This is a genomic window from Planobispora rosea, assembly GCF_014648175.1.
Lineage (GTDB): Bacteria > Actinomycetota > Actinomycetes > Streptosporangiales > Streptosporangiaceae > Planobispora > Planobispora rosea.
This window is the reverse complement of sequence record NZ_BMQP01000037.1, coordinates 35,226-51,432: the sequence shown is the minus strand read 5'-3', so window position 1 is coordinate 51,432 and position 16,207 is coordinate 35,226. Positions and strand designations below refer to the sequence as shown.

The following is a 16,207-nucleotide window of genomic DNA, read 5'->3' as shown; positions in this document are numbered from 1 at the left end:
CCCATCGATCAAGGAGAAAGCATGACGACCTACGGATTGCTGCTCTTCGAGGGTGTGGAGGAGCTGGACTTCGTCGGGCCGTGGGAGGTGTTCACCGTCTCGTCCGTGCTGCGCGGCGGCGCCGACGCGTCGGTCCTCATCGCCGAGCGGGACGAGGCCGTACGGTGCAACAAGGGCATGCGGGTGCTGCCCGACCACACCATGGACGACCATCCGCCGCTGGACGTGCTGCTGGTCCCCGGCGGCAGCGGCACCCGGCGCGAGGTGTCCAACCCCGCACTGGTCGACTGGATCACCAAGACCTCCGCCGCCGCCGGCTGGGTCACCGGCGTGTGCACCGGCGCGCTGCTGCTGCACGAGGCGGGCCCGGCGCGCGGCCGCCGGGTGGCCACCCACCACGCCTTCCAGGACGCGCTCCAGGCCCGGGGCGACATCACCGTGGTCCGCGACGCCCGGTACGTCGTCGACGGCAACCTGGTCACCAGCCAGGGGGTGTCCGCCGGGATCGACATGGCCCTGTGGCTGGTCGGCCGGCTCCACGGGCGCGACCACGCCCGCGCGGTGCGCCGTGCCATCCAGTACGAGCCCGCGCCGCCCTACCTCGCCGACGAGCCCCTCCCCGGCTGATCCCGGCCCCGCGACAGGGCCCGGCGGCCGGGGAGGCCGTTGACCGGACAGTGCCGTCGACCGGAAGGTGCCGTCGACCGGAAGGTGCCGCTGACCGGAGGGACCATCGGCCACCCCCCGTCAGCCGCGGGCGGTGATCTGCTGGACGGCCCAGCCGTTGCCGTCCGGGTCGCTGAAGAAGACGAACCCCTGGTTGTTGAGGTCGTCCCCCTCTTCGGCGGGGCGGAGGCCCGACGGACCGACGATCTGGATCTCGCCGACCTCCACTCCCCGCTCGACGAGCTGGGCGCGCGCCGCGCGCAGGTCGGAGACCACCAGTTGCAGGCCCTGCAGGGAACCGGGCTTCATCTGCGAGAGCCCCTTCCCCACCACGATCGAGCAGCCCGATCCCCGCGGGGTCAGCTGGACGATGCGCATGTCCTCGCTGACCTCGGTGTCGTGGTCCACCGCGAAGCCGAGCCGATCGGCGTAGAAGGCCCTGGCCCGATCCACGTCCGCGACCGGGACCACGACCACTTCCAGCGTCCAGTTCATGACATGCCTCTCTTCTCCTGCCCACACATTTCAACCGCCTAGTTATATAACCTTTTGGTTTTCTACATGCATGCCGTGGGCTCGTCAAGTACCGCGGACTGTCGTCCGGGACCGATAAGACAAGGTCCCTGCTTCTCTGGCGATGACGGATGACGGACGACGTTCCGGCGAGGCTGTCAGCGGTGATCGGCGGTGATCGGCGAGGCCGGGGCGGCCACGGCGCAGCGGAGCCGTACGCCCGACGAGGCTCACTACGACGACGGCTACGGCGCGGACGAGCTGGAGGACATCCTGTCCGGGACGGGCTCAGCCCACGGTACGGCCGTGCCGGTCCCGGGCCTTCAGCCGGACGTTGGGCATCCCGGGAGCCGGGAGCGGCTCGGCCGAGCAGCCGGCCACCGTGCCGAACCGCCGGCCCGCCGCCCAGTCGTCGCGGGCCTGGACGATCTCCTCGTGGGAGCGGCCCACGAAGTTCCACCACATGACGAGGGGCTCGTCGAACGGCTCGCCGCCGAGCAGGAACAGCCGGGCCTCCCCCTCGGCCTCGACGGACACCTCGGACCGGCCCCGGCCGAGATACAGCAGCGAGCCCGGCGACAGCCGCGTCCCCGCGACGTCCGCCGTACCGGACATGATCAGCACGGCGTTCTCGAAGACGGGGTCGAGCGGCAGTTCCCGCCGCCCGGGGCCGGTGAACAGCACTTCGGCGCCGAGGAGCGGAGTGTGGACGCGTGCGGGCGAGCGCAGCCGCCCGAACTCCCCCACCACGACGGTGACGGTCATCTCTCCGTCGCGCAGCACCGGCATGGCCGCGTGGTGCTCGAAGCGCGCCTCGCCGTGGCGTGCCTCCTCCGGCAGCGCCACCCACAGCTGCAGCCCGTGCATGCCCGGGGGGTGGTCCGCCGGGGACTGCTCGGAGTGGGCGATGCCGTGCCCCGACGTCATCAGGTTGAGCTGACCGGGCACGATCGCCTGGTCGCTGCCGAGGCTGTCGCGGTGCACGATCTCGCCCTCGACCAGCCAGGTGACGGTCTGCAGGCCGGTGTGCGGGTGCGGCGGCACCTGCATCCCGGGCCGCCCGCTCACGTCGTCCGGGCCGAAGTGGTCCACGAAGCACCAGGCGCCGACCATCCGCCGCCGCCGGTGCGGCAGCAGCCTGCGCACCGTGGTGTAGCGGCCCAGGGGCACGTCGTGCCCCGGCAGGAGCACACTCTCCGGCTCGGCCACGGTCGCGACCGCGCAGTCGTACACCGCCTGACCCGGCTCCCGATCGAGATCGCTCATGAGGCGACCCTACGCCCGGGGACGGCCCGCGGGCGTGGCCGGCAACCGGCGGGCCGCGGCCAACCCGGCCGGGCTCTCCACCCGCCTGTACGAGCTGGTCCCGCCCTTCCGCTACTGATCCGCGGAGGCGACCGAGTCGAGGGAGTCGAGGGAGTCGAGGGAGAAACGTGCCCGTTGGTCGGACGGGACCAGGTCGAGGTAGTCGGGGTGCCGCTCGATGTAGCCGCGGATGAACGAGCAGAAGGGCAGCACCGACAGCCCCTCCGCCCGGGAGGCGTCCAGCGCGCCGCGAGCCAGGATCGAGCCGAGCCCCCGGCCCTCGAACGCCGGATCGATCTCCGTGTGGGTGAGGGACACCTTCGTGCCGCTCCGCCGGTACTCGGCGAAGCCTGCCACCCGGCCGTCCACCAGGATCTCGAATCTCCCGGCCTCGGGGTTGTCCACGACCGTGGGTTCCGCGTGCTCCATGCCCGCCCGCCTCCTAAAGATCATTGTTTCTCTCCCGCACAGTACCCGGGATCCGTCACGTGACGGACCCCGGCTCCGCCACGTGACGGACGCCGCCCCGCCTCGGACCCCGCTCCCCGGCTGGCGGCCCGGGTGCCCGGGGTCGCCTACCCTGTGCGGCATGCTGAGCAGTACACGGAACGGTTCACCCAGGTCATGACGGTCAGACTGGTCATCGCGGACGATCAGGCCATGATCCGCGCCGGGCTGCGGCTGGTCGCGGAGACCGCCCCGGGCATCGAGGTCGTCGGAGAGGCCGCCGACGGCCGGGAGGCGCTCTCCGTGGTCCGGCGGCTCCAGCCGGACGTGCTGCTGCTGGACCTCGCCATGCCTCGCATGGACGGGCTGGACACCGCCCGGCACCTGCTCGGCGACCCGAACCCGCCGAAGATCGTGATGCTGACCACCTTCGGCACCGACGCCAACCTGCGCGCCTCGCTGCGCGCGGGGGTCAACGGCTTCCTCCTCAAGAGTTCCCCGCCGGAGCAGCTGGCCGAGGCGATCCGGGTGGCGGCGGCCGGTGACGCGCTCATCGACCCGGCGGTCACCATGCGGGTGATCGCCTCGTTCGCCGCGCATCCCGAGCCCTCCGCACCGCCCGAGCTGGCCACCCTCACCCAGCGGGAGCTGGACGTGCTGCACCTGCTGGCCCGGGGCCTGTCCAACCCGGAGATCGCGCGGATGCTCGAGATCGGGGAGGCGACCATCAGGACCCACGTCGCCCGGGTGCTGCAGAAGCTCGGCCTGCGGGACCGCATCCAGGCCGTCGTGTTCGCCTACGAGGCCGGGATCGTCCGGGCCGGCCAGGAGCGGAAGGACCTTCCGCGTTGAGCGGCACGCGGACGGCCCCGGAGGGCCCGCGCAGGAGGCCGGGGAACCCGCTGAGGACCCCGGGGAACCCGCTGAGGCTCCTGCGGACGCTGCGGGAACGGCTCGGCGACTGGTGGCCGACCCGGCTCGACCTGCTGCTCTCCCTCGCGGTGGCGATCGCCGGTCTCGTCGAGTCCTTCGGCCGCCAGGGCCCGGAGCCCGGCCAGGTGCAGCATCCGGTGGTGATGGCCGCCGGTGCGGCCGCGGCCGGGACGCTGCTGCTGTTCCGGCGCCGCTTCCCCGCGATCATGCTCCTCGTGCTGATAGCGACCGGCCTGGCCGTACGGGTGGTGGCGGGAGAGGGCTACTACGCCGCCTGGCACTTCTACTCGACGCTCATCCTCGTCCACACCGTGGCCAGCGCGGCCGAGCTGCGCAGCCGCCGCGGCCTGGCGGGACTCGGGTGCGTGCTGGCGGCCTACGCCTTCCTCCAGACGCTCCAGAGCAACGACGTCGCCGAGGTCATGATCAGCGCGATCTTCGTGGGCGTGGCGTACGGCAGCGGCATCCTCCTGCGCCGCCAGATCGACCGGACGCTGCGGCTCGCCGAACGCACCACGCGCCTGGAGGTGGAGCGCGAGGAGCGGGCCCGCCGGGCCGTGGAGGAGGAGCGCGCCCGCATCGCCCGGGAGCTCCACGACGTCGTCTCGCACAACGTGAGCGTCATGACCCTGCACGCGGGCGGGGTGCGGATGCTGCTCGGCGACGACCGCGCACGCGAGCGCGACATGCTGCTCGGGGTCGAGCGGGCCGGGCGCGAGGCGATCGAGGAGCTCCAGCTCATGCTGGGGGTGCTGCGCGACTACGGCGGCCCCGGCCCCGGCCCGGAGACCCACCGGCCCGGCCTGGACCGCCTGGACGAGTTGCTCGCCCAGGTCCGGGAGGCCGGGCTGGACGTCCGGCTCCGGACCGCCGGAGAGCCGCGCCCCCTGCCGGAGGGACTCAGCCTGTCGGCCTACCGCGTCGTCCAGGAGGCGCTGACGAACGTGCGCAAGCACGCGCCCGCCGCCCGGGCCGGCGTGGTCATCGGGTACGGCCCGGCCGAGCTGGTCGTGGAGGTCGTCGACGACGGGGCGGCCCCGGCCCCGGATGCGGTCGCCCCCGCGTCCGGCGGAGGTGAGCCCGCCGACCGCGGGCACGGCCCGGCGGCCGACGAATCCGGGTCCGGCTCCGGTTCCCGGCAGGCCCCGGGCGGGCACGGCCTGATCGGGATGCGCGAGCGGGTCGCGATGCACGGGGGCGAGCTGTCCGCCGGTCCCGTGCCGGGCGGCGGCTACCGCGTGGCCGCCCGCTTCCCGCTCTCCGGCCCGTCGGGAACGTGCTGAACCCGCCCCGCGGCGGTCCGTTCCTCCCCGGCCCACTCGGCGTTGCTCATCCGCAGCATGCGCAGCCCGATCGCCCCGGCTCCGGCCAGGTAGAGCAGACCGCCGACGACCGTGCCGATCGGGTACATCGGCGCGCCGAAGATGCCCAGGAGCATCGCGAAGGGAGCCCACCACAGCTCCCGCCGCGCGTAGGCCAGCACCAGCCCGAGCAGGAACAGGCCGGCCAGCCCGGCGAAGCCCGGGATCTGGAAGCCGAACACGGCGCCGGGGTCGGCGAGCGCCTCGTCGCCGAGCGCCGCCCCCTCGACGGGCCGCATCGTGCTCTCCAGCTGAACGTAGAAGAAGTCGCCCAGCATGAGCGCGGAGAAGTTGACGACACCGAGCAGGGCGAGGCCGCCCGCCAGATGCCCGAGCACGACGCCGCGGTGGTGGATCAGCTGGATCATTCCGATGATCCCTGGGATCAGCAGCACCCAGCTCCAGTGCAGGAGCGCTGCGCTGATCGAGACCTGCTCCGGATGGAGCCCGTAGGTCCCGATGGTGTCACCGTCGACGCCCTGCCGGATGGCCGGATCGACGAGCAGGCCCGCCGTGTAGAGGACGGGTGCGACGATGAGGCAGAGCCCGGCGACCGTCCTGCGGATTCCGTGCGGGTCTGAGGGCAGTGACATGGAACCTTTCCTTCCGTCTGTCCCGTGCCCGGACGGGCGGGGACGCGTCAGGAAAGGTAGGCGCCGCGACCGCCGCGCGTCGTCACCCCAGGCGGGAGCCGCTCCTCCGTCACGCAACCGACCGCCGCTCCGTCACCCGACGGACCGCGCATCCGACGGACCGCTGCCCGTCTCGCGCGAAGGCGGAGTCAGGTGAGCCAGACGGCGGTGTCGGAGGGCAACTCGTCCCCGTCCAGGGGGCCGCTGGCCAGCAGCACCGACTCGTGCGGCGGGAGCCGCACCGGATCCGCGCCCAGGTTCACCACGCACGTCAGGCCGGACTCGCGGGTGAAGGCGAGCACGTCGGGACGCGACTGCAGCCAGGTGAGCGTGCCGTCGCCGAGCCGGTCGCGGCGCAGGCGCAGCGCGGCCCGGTAGAGGTTGAGCGTCGAGCCGAGGTCCGCGGTCTGGGCCTCGACGGTGAGCTTGCGCCAGTCCTCCGGCTGCGGCAGCCACGGCTCGCCCGCGCCGAAGCCGAACGGCGGTTCCTCCCCCGCCCAGGGCAGCGGAACCCGGCAGCCGTCGCGGCCCGGCACGGTGTGGCCGGAGCGGGTCCACATCGGGTCCTGACGCAGCTCGCCGGGGATGTCGTCCACCTCGGGCAGGCCCAGTTCCTCCCCCTGGTAGACGTAGACACTGCCGGGCAGGGCCATGGCCAGCAGCGCGGCGGCCCGGGCCCGGCGGTGACCGAGCTCCAGGTCGGAGGGGGCGCCGTCCCGGCGGTTGCCGTGGTCCCAGGAGGTCTCGGCCCTGCCGTACCTGGTCACCACCCGCGCGACGTCGTGGTTGGACAGCACCCAGGTGGGCGGGGCGCCGAGCGGGATGTGCGTGTCCAGGGTCTGCTCGATCGAGCGGCGCAGCGCGGCCGGTTCCCAGGGGCAGGCCAGGAAGTCGAAGTTGAAGGCGGTGTGCAGTTCGTCGGGGCGCAGGTAGCGGGCGAAGCGCTCCTGGTCGGGGAACCACACCTCGCCGACGAGGATGCGCTCGTCGTACTCGTCGGCCAGGCGGCGCCAGCCCCGGTAGATCTCGTGCACCTCGTCGAGGTCGGTGTAGCCGTCGGGGTCGCCGCCGTCGAAGTCCTTCACCAGGACCGCGGCCGAGTCGATGCGGATGCCGTCCACGCCCCGGTCGAACCAGAAGCGCAGCACGTCGTGGAACTCGGCGTGCACCTCGGGGTTGGTCCAGTTGAAGTCGGGCTGCCCGGGGTCGAACAGGTGCAGGTACCACTGCCCGTCGGGCACCTGCGTCCAGGCGGGCCCGCCGAAGATGGACTTCCAGTCGCCGGGTTCGTCCCGGAACCAGAACCGCTCCCTGGCCGGCGACCCCGGCCCGGCGGCCAGCGCCTCCTCAAACCACGCGCTCGCGGTCGAGCTGTGGTTGGGCACCACGTCGATGATCACCTTGATGCCCAGCGCGTGGGCCTCCCCGATGAACCGCTCGGCCTCGGCCAGCGTGCCGAAGACCGGCTCGATGTCCCGGTAGTCGGCCACGTCGTACCCGCCGTCGGCCATCGGCGAGGGGTACCACGGGTTGAGCCAGACCGCGTTCACCCCGAGGTCCGCCAGGTACGGCAGGCGTGTGCGCAGCCCGGCCAGGTCCCCGATCCCGTCACCGTTTCCGTCGGCGAAGCTACGCAGGTAGACCTGGTAGATCGCGGCCCCCCGCCACCACGTTTCCGGCATGCTGAACACGACTCCTTGCTGTGAGTACGGGTTGATCCCCAGCGATCGGCTGGAGATGTCAGCCCTTGAGGCTGCCGGCGGTCAGGCCGGCCATGATGTGACGCTGGAAGAGGAAGAACACGACGACGGTCGGGAGGCTCGCGATCACGAGCGAGGCGATGAGCACGTTCTGCGGCATCTGCGACGACAGGCTCGCGATGCCGATGCTGACCGACATCTTCTCGCTGTCGGTCAGCACCAGCAGCGGCCAGACGAAGTCCCGCCACACCGCGACCACGGTCAGGATGGAGACCACGCCCAGGATCGGCCGGGAGACCGGGATCACGATCGACCACAGGATGCGGACGGGGCCCGCGCCGTCGATCTCGGCGGCCTCCAGCAGCTCTCGCGGGATCGAGTCGAAGAAGCGCTTGAGCAGGAAGATGTTGAACCCGTTGGCCGCCGCCGGCAGCCAGATCGCCCACGGCGTGTTGAGCAGGTCCCAGCCCAGCAGCGGCAGGTCCTTGACGGTCAGGTAGGCGGGCAGCATGATCACCATCGGCGGGATCATCAGCGTGGCCAGCATCAGCGCCAGAACCAGCTTGCCCAGGACCGGCCGGAGCTTGGACAGGGCGTAGGCGGCGGTGACGTCGATCGCCAGCGTGAACAGCCACGCCCCGCCGGCGTACAGGGCGGTGTTGCCCAGCAGCAGGCTCAGGTCCATCAGCTCCCACGCCTCGGCGTAGGCGTCGAGCGTGAACCGCGGCGGCAGGAACGTCGGCGGGATCTGCACCAGGTCCTCGGTGGTCTTCATCGCCCCGGTGACCATCCAGTACAGCGGGAAGACGAAGGCCGCGGTGAAGCTCACCACCACCGTGACCAGGACGGTCCAGTAGATCACCCGGCCGTGCCGGGAGGTGAGCTGGTGCGGGGAGACGACGGTGCGGAACTCCTGCCGGATCTTCCGGCGCGGTCGCCGCGCCCGCGCGGAGCGGGCCGCCGCGGGCGCCGCCGGCCCGCTCCCGCCGGGCCGCTCCGGCGACTCGGGAATGACGGTGAGGTTCGGCATCAGCTCTTGTCCTCCCGCGAGACGCGCAGGTAGACGGCGGAGAAGACCATCAGAACGATCATCAGCATGACGCCGAGCGCGTTGCCGCCGTTGATGTTGCCGAAGTTGAAGGCGTACTGGTACATGAGGTAGACGACGCTGACCGTGGAGTTCTCCGGGCCGCCGCCGGTGAGCAGGAAGGGCTCGATGAAGACCTGCATGGTCGCCACGATCTGCAGCAGCAGCATGACCAGGAGGATCAGCTTGGTCTGCGGGATCGTGACGTGCCAGATCCGCTTGAGGACGCCGGCGCCGTCCAGTTCCGCGGCCTCGTACAGCTCTCCGGGGATCGTCTGCAGCGCGGCGAGGTAGATGAGCGTGCCGGTGCCGAGGTTCATCCAGGTGGAGACGATGACCAGGGAGACGAGCGCGGTGTCGGTGGAGTTCAGCCAGTCCAGGGCGGGCAGCCGGAAGAAGCCGAGGATCTGGTTGAACAGCCCGTACTCCGGTTCGTAGAACCACTGGAACAGCAGTACGCCGACGGCCGGGGGCAGCATCACCGGCAGGTAGACGACGAACCTCAGGTAGGCCCGCGCGTGGCGCAGCTCGTTGAGGACGAGGGCGACGACGAACGGCACGCCGTACCCGAAGACCAGGGCGAGCACGGTGAACATCACCGTGTTCCTCCAGGCGGGGCCGAACGCCGCGTCCTCGAAGACCGTGACGAAGTTCTCCAGCCCCACCCAGATCGGCGGGTCGACGAAGTTCGTCTGCTGGAAGCTGAGCACGACCTCCCAGACCATGGGGTACCAGGAGAAGAACGCGAAGCAGATCAGCGCTCCGCAGAGGAATCCGTAGGCGGTGATGTTCCGCCTCACCTCGCGCCGCCGCCTGGTCGGGGGACGTCCCCGTGAACCCCGCGGGATCCGCGGGACGCGCATGCTGGTTGCAGTCATCCGTTTTCCGATCTCGACGTGACGCCGGGCGGCGGCGGGACGACCGCCGCCCCCGGCTCCTGCGGGGGTCAGCCCTTCTTCTCCAGCAGGGCGTTGACCTTCGCCTCGGCGTCGGCGAGCAGCTGGTCGATGTCGGCGTCCTGGCGGGTCAGCACCGCGGACATCGGGGTGTCGAGGATCGCGTAGATCTCCTGGGCGTACGGCCCCGGCTCGGCCTTCGGCGGGATGCCCTTGGAGCCCTCGGCCCAGAGCGCGAACTGCGCGGGGTCGACGTTGGCGTTCTCGGTGCGCAGCTTCAGGACCTCCTGGCCGGAGGGCGTGTCGGCGCCGTACAGGTCGGGGTACGGCTGGCCGACGGTGAGGCCGGCGCCCTTGGCCCGCACGTAGTCGAGCTGGCCCTTGCCCGGGGTGAGGAACTCGTACTCGATCCACTTCAGGCCGGCCCTGATCTGCTCGGGGGTGGCCTTGGGGTTGATCATGTAGCCGGCGCCGCCGTTGAACAGCGCCTTGGCCTCGGGCATCGCGGTGACCGCGTAGTTGTCGAACTTCGCCTGGAAGTCGTTGCGCAGCCCGATCAGCACGTCGGGGGCGCCGAGCATCATGCCCATCTTGCCGCCGGCCATGGCCTTCATCAGCGCGGGCCAGTCGATGTAGAGCTTGGACCCCATGCTGTTGTCGGTCCAGCGCATCTGCTTGAGGTTCTCCAGCACGGCCCTGCCCTCGGGGGTGTTGAAGGCGGCCTTCCTGCCGTCGGGGGTGAGCACGTCGCCGCCGCGGCCGTAGAGGGAGGCGGTGAAGTGCCAGCCGCCGACGTTGTTGCCGCTGTACTCGCCGAAGCCGACGTAGCCGGGGCCGAGGGCGGCGATCTTCTTGGCCGCGGCCTGCACCTCCGCCCAGGTCCTGGGCGGGGTGCCGGGGTCGAGCCCGGCCTTGGTGAAGACGTCGCGGTTGTAGACCAGGCCCATGCCGTACCCGTCGGTGGGCAGGCCGTAGATCTTGCCGTCCTTCTTGAAGATGTCGATGGAGGCGTTGTAGTCCTTGAAGGTCTTCAGCTCACCGACGTAGGGAGTGATGTCGGCGGCCTGGCCGCTCTCCATCAGGCGCCCGACGTTGGGGAAGTTCACGTAGAAGACGGTCTCCAGCTGGCCGCCGGCGAGCTTGGCCTCGAACGTGCGCGGTTCGTAGCACGGGAAGGCGTCGGTGGCTTTCGTGATCTTGATGTTCGGGTTGAGCTTCTGGAACGCGTCGAGGTCTTCCTGGAAGGTCGCGCGCTGCGCCTTGTTCGTCTTCGGCGGCATGCAGTTGACGGTGATCGACACCGGTCCGGCGGCGGAGCCCTCGGCCGCGGGCTGGGCGTCGTCCCCGGCGGGGGCCTCGTCCGTGCCGCACGCCGACGCCGTGAGGCCGAGAGCGGTCGCGAGCAGCAGTCCCGCGGTTCTGCGATAGCCGGATCTCGTCATGGAGCTGACCCTTCTGGTGCGGATGGACGCCGGCGGAGTGAGACAGGCGATCCGCCCCCGGCGTGGCCATCACGATAGGCTCCATGACACATTCATGCAATGTTTCGACAGACTACTGCAATATAACGACTAAGTTACGTGACACACCGGTGTGATGCAGGCGTGACACATGTCCGGCAACGCGACGAGGGGGTGACACGATCACCGTGTCACCCCCTCGCGGGCGGCGGGTTCAAGACGGCGGGCCCGGGGCAGCGGCTCCGGGACGGCGGGCTCAGGGAAACCCAGGCGGGCTCAGGGAAACCCAGGCGGGCTCAGGGGGACGGTCTCGCCGTGGAGGCGCGTACGACCAGTTCCGGCTCGAAGAGCAGCTCGTCCGCCGGGACCACCGCCTTGTCGATCAACGCCGTCAGCAGGTCCACCGCCGCCCGCCCCATCGCGTCGATCGGCTGACGGACCGTGGTCAGCGGCGGTTCGGTGCAGTTCATCAGCGCCGAGTCGTCGTAACCGATGACCGAGACGTCGGCGGGGACCGCCAGCCCCGACCTGCGGGCCGCCCGGACCGCGCCGAGCGCGAGCAGGTCGCTGGCGCACACGACGCCGGTGACCCCCTTGCGCAGCAGCCTGGCCGCCGTCGCGTGCCCTCCCTCCAGGGAGAACATCGTGTGCTCGACGAGCGCCGGATCACCGCCCGAGGTGAGGAACGTCTCCAGCTTGCGGCGGGAGGGCATGTGGTCCCTGGGGCCGAGCACCATGCCGATGCGCTCGTGCCCCAGCGCCTTCAGGTGCCCGATCGCCATCTCCGCGGCCACCACGTCGTCGCAGGAGACCTGGGGGAAACCCAGGTGCTCGACGGCCGCGTTGACCAGCACCGTGGGCAGTCCGCGCTCCCGGAGCAGCTCGTAGTGCTCATGGGAGGCGTCGGCCTGGGCGTACAGGCCGCCGGCGAAGACGACTCCCGAGACCTGCTGCTGCAGGAGCAGGTCCACGTAGTCGGCCTCGGAGATCCCGCCCACGGTCCGGGTGCACAGCACCGAGGTGAACCCCCGCTGGGCCAGCGCACCCCCGACGACCTCGGCGAAGGCAGGGAAGATCGGGTTCTGCAGTTCGGGCAGGACGAGGCCGACCAGCCGGGCCCGGTCGCCGCGCAGCCGGGTGGGGCGCTCGTAGCCGAGCACGTCGAGCGCCGTCAGCACCGCCTCGCGGGTCGCCTCGGACACGCCGGGCTTCCCGTTGAGCACCCGGCTGACCGTCGCCTCGCTCACCCCGACCTTCTTGGCCACCTCTGCAAGTCGTCGTGTCATGCCGCAAACTATATGGCAAAGCGCGCAAATATTTGCATCCGCTTGCGCTCGCCGGACGCCATCCTGTTGCGCGGCACGGAACAGAACTCCGTCCCGCTCCGCCGTCCGGCACGGCGACCGCGGAGACTACGGGGTGTCCCCCGGGGTCGCGGCCCCGTCGAACGCCTGCACGATCCGCTTGGGAGCGCTCATCCGCCACGCCTCGGTGACCAGCTCGCGCAACTCCTCGGTGCTCAGCTCGGCCGTCCGCACCAGCACGTACGGGTAGTTCTCGTAGTGCGGGGTCACGACGAAGACCTCGGGACGTTCCCCGGTCAGGGCCTCACGCTCCTCGCGGGAGACCTTGACCACCGTGAAGTCGGGGTCCTCGTAGTGACGCAGGAACATCCGGCCGCGGACCTTCAGCGAGGGCGTGTCCCAGGAAACGGCCTCCTCGACCTCGGGCAGTTCCAGCGCGATGGCACGTACACGGTCGAAATCGGGCATAGCTCCATGATCGCATGCGCCGCACGCCCCGCCGCCCGTTTGACAACTTTTCTCACACACCACACCCGCTCCCGGAAAACCGGTCCCGGCCGGGGATGCCCGGCGAGGCCGCGCGCCCCGGCCCCGGCCCGCGCGCCCCGGCCCCGGCCCGCGCGGTACGACCCGGCGTCGCCCGCCCGGCGGACGTCCCGCCATGAGGCACCGTTCTCCCGGGGTTTCCGTGGGCTTGTGAAAACGTTTCCACTCCATTGGGAAATCCGTTCCGCGGCGCTTGTTACCCCTGTGCCTTCTGGGGCAGGACGGCCCTAATCGCACGCGAATGGGTGGGTGGATGAGGATCGTGGGGATCGCGGGCGTGCTGCGCCCGCAGGCGTACGTTCACCGGTTGCTGGACGCGGTGGCGCTGGAGCTGCCCGAGTTCTCGGAGCTTCCCGGAGTCTCGGGGCTTCCGGGCCGCTCGGAGTTCCCGGAGACGAGCTCTCCACGATCCATCGGCTCCCCGCGGTCGCCGGGCTCCGCGGGCTCCGCGGGCTCCGCGAGCTCCGCGTGTTTCGAGGTCTGGGACGGGCTGGAGAACCTGGCCTGCTCCCCCGCCGGCCCGCTCGCGGCGGGGACCGATGAGCTGTGCCGCGTGTTGTCCGCGGCCGACGGCATGCTGATCACCGTTCCCGAGCACAGCCTCCTGCCTCCGCAGCTGGCCCACGCGCTTCGATGGGCGACGTCCCCGGCGGCGGGAGGCGCCCTGGTCGGCAAGCCCGTCGCCGTGATCACCTCCTGCGTGAGCCCGCACGAGGCGATCTGGGCGCAGACCGAGGTGAGCCGGCTGCTCGGCGCGGGCGGTGCCATCGTGTACGGCCTCGATCTGGCCGTACGTCCCGGGGCCCGGCAGTTCAACGCCATCGGCAGGATCGCCGATCCGGTGGCCCGCGACCGCGTCCGCGCGACGCTGCGCGAGGTGTGCGCGGCCGCCCGCGAGGTCCTGGCCGCCAGGGCCGCCTTCCGCTCCGGCGGCGTGCCCTCCCCGGAGAGCCCGGTCCCCGCCCCGGTCCCGGTCCCGACGCCGGACCCGGTGCTGAACGTGATGCCGAGCCCGGTGCCGAGCCCGCTGTCCGGGGAGATCTCCGAGCTGTCGGGGCCCTGTCACCCGAAGCCGGTGCGTGCCGTACGGCGGGAGCCCGGTGTCCTCCCGGAGCGGGGGCACCGCGGACTCCGGTCCGACCAGTTGCTCGACCCCGTCGACGTCGCCGCGGGCGATCCCCTCGGGTAACCGGACCGGCGGGGCGTCCGGTCCGGGGTTACTCGTACTCGGGCTTGGTGTTGGGCCTCATGCTCTTCCGGACGCTCTCCTGCTTGCCCCGGTGGGGCGAGGACGTGCGGTCCTCGTGGTGGTGCGGCTCGTGCTTGGGACGGGAGTGGCGCTGCTTCGAGCCTCCCTTCGTCGCGTTCACCTCGCTCGGGCTCTTACCGGACTTGCGCGCCTCCCGGGCCGCCTGGCGGCGCTGGTTCTCGTCGCCTTCCATCTTCTTGCCGGCCATTTCTCCCCCTTTGTCGGATTAAATGCTCCATACCCCCTTCGTCTGGTATAACTCCATATCTCCGTATCACCCGGACGAATGAGGCGTCATCCGCCGGGCGGCGGACGCGGCCGGACACGGCGGCGGACTACCGTGTCGCGACGGCGGGCCGACATGCCCGACCTCCTCGCCGTATGCAGGGCACGGTCGAGGTGGACACATATGGAAGGTGATGTTCGGTGCAGCCGGTCAGGGTGATCTCGATCGTGGCGATGGTGCTGGGTCTGCTCGTCGGAGCGGCGAGCGCGATCCCCTTCTCCCGGGCGAGTGAGACGGGAGCCCGCGCCGACAGCCACCTGGCGAAGGCGGAGGAGCTGACCCGCGAGGCCGACTCCGTCAAGGAGAGCGACCCCGCGCGCCACGAGCAGCTCACCCAGGAGATCGACAAGTGGACCGGGTTCGCCTCCACGGACCTGGCGGAGCAGAGCTCGCAGCAGGGAGGCGCGTGGGCCATGCTCGCGGCGGGCAGCGGCCTCCTCATCGGGGGCGGCCTGATCTTCGTACTCACCCGCCGCAGGCCCGCCCCTCAGCCGAACGCGCACAAGCAGCCCCAGCACCGGTAACCGGTCAGGTCCCGCCTCTGCGGCGCACGACCGGGACGGAGGCGGGCTCGCCGCCGAACGCGCCGGCGAATCCCGCGCCGAACTCGCCGGGGAGCGACCCCGTCAGCCCCGCGAAGATCTCCCTCGCCTCCGGGCCCCATCTTCCGGCGTTCCTGAGCGCCAGCCGTACGGCACGGCCCTGGATCCCGAGTGAGTCGTGGGTCACGGCCGTGGCCAGCGCCGGGGCGAACGCGTCGACGTCCTCCCGCGGCAACAGCTCGGCGAGCCAGGAGAGCCCGGCGCCGACGAGCTTCACCTCGCCCCGGAAGAGCAGTCCCTCCATCGCGTCACCCAGTTCCTCCGGGTCGGCGACCGTGCCCGGGGGCAGCCCGCGGAGCCGGGCGAGCGCCGCTTCCGCGACCGGGCCGGGCGCCGTGGGCAGCAGGCGCAGATAGTCGCGGGCGCGCGGGGCGACCTCGGCCGGGGCGGGGTCCAGCGTCTCGTGCAGGCGGACGAAGAAGCTCAGGTCGGCAGCCGGCCCGCCGCGCAGGAAGCGACGGACGCATCCGTCGAGCAGCAGGTCACGGCGGACCCTTCCCTCGACGCCGAGCGCGGCCAGCTCCGTGGCCATGCCTGTGTTGTCCCGCAGCGTGCGGCCCACGCCCTCCGCCTCGAAGATCCGCGGCAGCAGCGCGTCGAGGAGCGGGTCCTGCCGGAACGGCATGCGCGGCTCCTCATGAAGCCACGCCACGACGAGCGGGTCGTGCTCCGGCGGTTCGATCCCGGTACGGCGGAGCATGGCCAGCGCCAACGGCGCCCCCGGGTCACGCCCGTCACGGATCTTCCGCACGAGCCGCACCGTCGCCTCGGCCTGCCACTCCGGAGGACGCCGGGACAGCACCGCGACGACCGGCCCCGGATCGCCGAACGCCCGCCGGTCCGCGCCGTCGGGCGAAGGCCAGGTCGTCAGGAGGTCTCGGCGGCCGAGCCAGGCGCTCACGGCGGCAGCACCGCCCAGCGACCCGGCCCCCGCGATCCGCAGCAGCTCGCCGGAGTCGTCCCAGGGCTCCGTACGGCCCCACACGTCGAACCAGCGGTCGTCCTCCTCGCCTGCGGTCTCCCACCCGGCCTGACGCGCCCGTTCCTCCGTCTGTGCGCGTTCGCGCAGCACTTCGAGGTATCCCGGCAGCTCCCGCGCCACCTCGCGGCGTTCGTCCCCGGTCAGGGCAGTCATCCGTTCCACGAGCGCGCGCCGGTCGCCGGCGTCGATGATGTCGCGAACCTCGTCCCATACGGCCATGGCCGCAGACTAGAGATCA

Annotated in this window: 17 protein-coding genes; 5 read left to right on the top strand and 12 right to left on the bottom strand. The window is 71.5% G+C overall.

Annotated elements, in window-relative coordinates:
* The first annotated feature begins 21 nt into the window (after positions 1-21).
* On the top strand, positions 22-627 hold the full coding sequence (locus IEZ08_RS29270; RefSeq protein ID WP_068925985.1) for a DJ-1/PfpI family protein: 606 nt from the start codon (positions 22-24) through the stop codon (positions 625-627).
* 120 nt (positions 628-747) lie between these two features.
* Here the strand turns inward: IEZ08_RS29270 and IEZ08_RS29265 are convergent, their stop codons facing one another.
* The 3 genes from IEZ08_RS29265 to IEZ08_RS29255 all read right to left on the bottom strand — a co-directional run bounded on the left by IEZ08_RS29265 (position 748) and on the right by IEZ08_RS29255 (position 2,913).
* Positions 748-1,161, bottom strand: a complete 414-nt coding sequence (locus tag IEZ08_RS29265; protein ID WP_068925987.1) for a VOC family protein — start codon at positions 1,159-1,161, stop codon at positions 748-750.
* Between the two features lie 306 nt (positions 1,162-1,467).
* A complete protein-coding gene (locus IEZ08_RS29260; RefSeq protein WP_084780588.1) occupies positions 1,468-2,445 on the bottom strand; it encodes a pirin family protein in 978 nt (325 codons plus the stop codon).
* 111 nt (positions 2,446-2,556) lie between these two features.
* The gene (locus tag IEZ08_RS29255; RefSeq protein WP_068925990.1) at positions 2,557-2,913 is read right to left on the bottom strand and encodes a GNAT family N-acetyltransferase; all 357 of its coding nucleotides are present in this window, start codon (positions 2,911-2,913) and stop codon (positions 2,557-2,559) included.
* Between the two features lie 195 nt (positions 2,914-3,108).
* Here IEZ08_RS29255 and IEZ08_RS29250 point away from each other — a divergent pair, with 195 nt between their 5' ends.
* Positions 3,109-3,783, top strand: coding sequence for a response regulator (locus IEZ08_RS29250; protein ID WP_068925992.1), 675 nt, complete (start codon positions 3,109-3,111; stop codon positions 3,781-3,783).
* A complete protein-coding gene (locus tag IEZ08_RS29245; protein WP_068925994.1) occupies positions 3,780-5,147 on the top strand; it encodes a sensor histidine kinase in 1,368 nt (455 codons plus the stop codon). Before IEZ08_RS29250 ends, IEZ08_RS29245 begins: the two co-directional genes overlap by 4 nt.
* Here the strand turns inward: IEZ08_RS29245 and IEZ08_RS29240 are convergent.
* The 7 genes from IEZ08_RS29240 to IEZ08_RS29210 all read right to left on the bottom strand — a co-directional run bounded on the left by IEZ08_RS29240 (position 5,096) and on the right by IEZ08_RS29210 (position 12,772).
* Positions 5,096-5,818, bottom strand: a complete 723-nt coding sequence (locus IEZ08_RS29240; protein WP_068925995.1) for a hypothetical protein — start codon at positions 5,816-5,818, stop codon at positions 5,096-5,098. The two genes, IEZ08_RS29245 and IEZ08_RS29240, sit on opposite strands and share 52 nt — an antisense overlap.
* A gap of 188 nt (positions 5,819-6,006) precedes the next feature.
* On the bottom strand, positions 6,007-7,539 hold the full coding sequence (locus IEZ08_RS29235; RefSeq protein ID WP_068929077.1) for a glycoside hydrolase family 13 protein: 1,533 nt from the start codon (positions 7,537-7,539) through the stop codon (positions 6,007-6,009).
* A 58-nt stretch (positions 7,540-7,597) separates the two neighbouring features.
* Entirely contained in the window at positions 7,598-8,587 is a 990-nt protein-coding gene (locus IEZ08_RS29230) for a carbohydrate ABC transporter permease (protein ID WP_189243395.1), read from the bottom strand.
* Entirely contained in the window at positions 8,587-9,444 is an 858-nt protein-coding gene (locus IEZ08_RS29225) for a carbohydrate ABC transporter permease (protein ID WP_229803623.1), read from the bottom strand. Before IEZ08_RS29225 ends, IEZ08_RS29230 begins: the two co-directional genes overlap by 1 nt.
* 146 nt (positions 9,445-9,590) lie before the next feature.
* Complete coding sequence (locus IEZ08_RS29220) at positions 9,591-10,982, bottom strand: extracellular solute-binding protein (RefSeq protein WP_189243394.1); 1,392 nt, start codon at positions 10,980-10,982, stop codon at positions 9,591-9,593.
* Between the two features lie 314 nt (positions 10,983-11,296).
* Positions 11,297-12,286 (bottom strand): LacI family DNA-binding transcriptional regulator, encoded by a 990-nt coding sequence (locus IEZ08_RS29215; protein ID WP_084780592.1) that lies wholly within the window; start codon positions 12,284-12,286, stop codon positions 11,297-11,299.
* 126 nt (positions 12,287-12,412) lie between these two features.
* Complete coding sequence (locus IEZ08_RS29210) at positions 12,413-12,772, bottom strand: MmcQ/YjbR family DNA-binding protein (protein WP_068926001.1); 360 nt, start codon at positions 12,770-12,772, stop codon at positions 12,413-12,415.
* Between the two features lie 331 nt (positions 12,773-13,103).
* Between IEZ08_RS29210 and IEZ08_RS40375 the strand changes: the two genes are divergently transcribed.
* Complete coding sequence (locus tag IEZ08_RS40375; protein ID WP_189243393.1) at positions 13,104-14,039, top strand: NADPH-dependent FMN reductase; 936 nt, start codon at positions 13,104-13,106, stop codon at positions 14,037-14,039.
* A gap of 28 nt (positions 14,040-14,067) precedes the next feature.
* Here IEZ08_RS40375 and IEZ08_RS29200 read toward each other — a convergent pair whose 3' ends face one another.
* Positions 14,068-14,307, bottom strand: coding sequence for a hypothetical protein (locus IEZ08_RS29200; protein ID WP_189243392.1), 240 nt, complete (start codon positions 14,305-14,307; stop codon positions 14,068-14,070).
* A 218-nt stretch (positions 14,308-14,525) separates the two neighbouring features.
* Here IEZ08_RS29200 and IEZ08_RS29195 point away from each other — a divergent pair, with 218 nt between their 5' ends.
* Positions 14,526-14,909, top strand: coding sequence for a hypothetical protein (locus tag IEZ08_RS29195; protein WP_189243391.1), 384 nt, complete (start codon positions 14,526-14,528; stop codon positions 14,907-14,909).
* Positions 14,910-14,913: 4 nt separating this feature from the next.
* Here the strand turns inward: IEZ08_RS29195 and IEZ08_RS29190 are convergent, their stop codons facing one another.
* Entirely contained in the window at positions 14,914-16,188 is a 1,275-nt protein-coding gene (locus IEZ08_RS29190) for a hypothetical protein (protein ID WP_189243390.1), read from the bottom strand.
* Positions 16,189-16,207 lie beyond the last annotated feature (19 nt).

What these genes read in the sequence shown, in the direction of transcription:
- IEZ08_RS29270 (WP_068925985.1), top strand. Translation starts at nt 22, where the DNA reads ATGACGACCTACGGATTGCTGCTCTTCGAGGGTGTGGAGGAGCTGGAC.
- IEZ08_RS29265 (WP_068925987.1), bottom strand. Translation starts at nt 1,161, where the DNA reads ATGAACTGGACGCTGGAAGTGGTCGTGGTCCCGGTCGCGGACGTGGAT.
- IEZ08_RS29260 (WP_084780588.1), bottom strand. Translation starts at nt 2,445, where the DNA reads ATGAGCGATCTCGATCGGGAGCCGGGTCAGGCGGTGTACGACTGCGCG.
- IEZ08_RS29255 (WP_068925990.1), bottom strand. Translation starts at nt 2,913, where the DNA reads ATGGAGCACGCGGAACCCACGGTCGTGGACAACCCCGAGGCCGGGAGA.
- IEZ08_RS29250 (WP_068925992.1), top strand. Translation starts at nt 3,109, where the DNA reads ATGACGGTCAGACTGGTCATCGCGGACGATCAGGCCATGATCCGCGCC.
- IEZ08_RS29240 (WP_068925995.1), bottom strand. Translation starts at nt 5,818, where the DNA reads ATGTCACTGCCCTCAGACCCGCACGGAATCCGCAGGACGGTCGCCGGG.
- IEZ08_RS29235 (WP_068929077.1), bottom strand. Translation starts at nt 7,539, where the DNA reads ATGCCGGAAACGTGGTGGCGGGGGGCCGCGATCTACCAGGTCTACCTG.
- IEZ08_RS29230 (WP_189243395.1), bottom strand. Translation starts at nt 8,587, where the DNA reads ATGCCGAACCTCACCGTCATTCCCGAGTCGCCGGAGCGGCCCGGCGGG.
- IEZ08_RS29220 (WP_189243394.1), bottom strand. Translation starts at nt 10,982, where the DNA reads ATGACGAGATCCGGCTATCGCAGAACCGCGGGACTGCTGCTCGCGACC.
- IEZ08_RS29215 (WP_084780592.1), bottom strand. Translation starts at nt 12,286, where the DNA reads ATGACACGACGACTTGCAGAGGTGGCCAAGAAGGTCGGGGTGAGCGAG.
- IEZ08_RS29210 (WP_068926001.1), bottom strand. Translation starts at nt 12,772, where the DNA reads ATGCCCGATTTCGACCGTGTACGTGCCATCGCGCTGGAACTGCCCGAG.
- IEZ08_RS40375 (WP_189243393.1), top strand. Translation starts at nt 13,104, where the DNA reads ATGAGGATCGTGGGGATCGCGGGCGTGCTGCGCCCGCAGGCGTACGTT.
- IEZ08_RS29200 (WP_189243392.1), bottom strand. Translation starts at nt 14,307, where the DNA reads ATGGCCGGCAAGAAGATGGAAGGCGACGAGAACCAGCGCCGCCAGGCG.
- IEZ08_RS29190 (WP_189243390.1), bottom strand. Translation starts at nt 16,188, where the DNA reads ATGGCCGTATGGGACGAGGTTCGCGACATCATCGACGCCGGCGACCGG.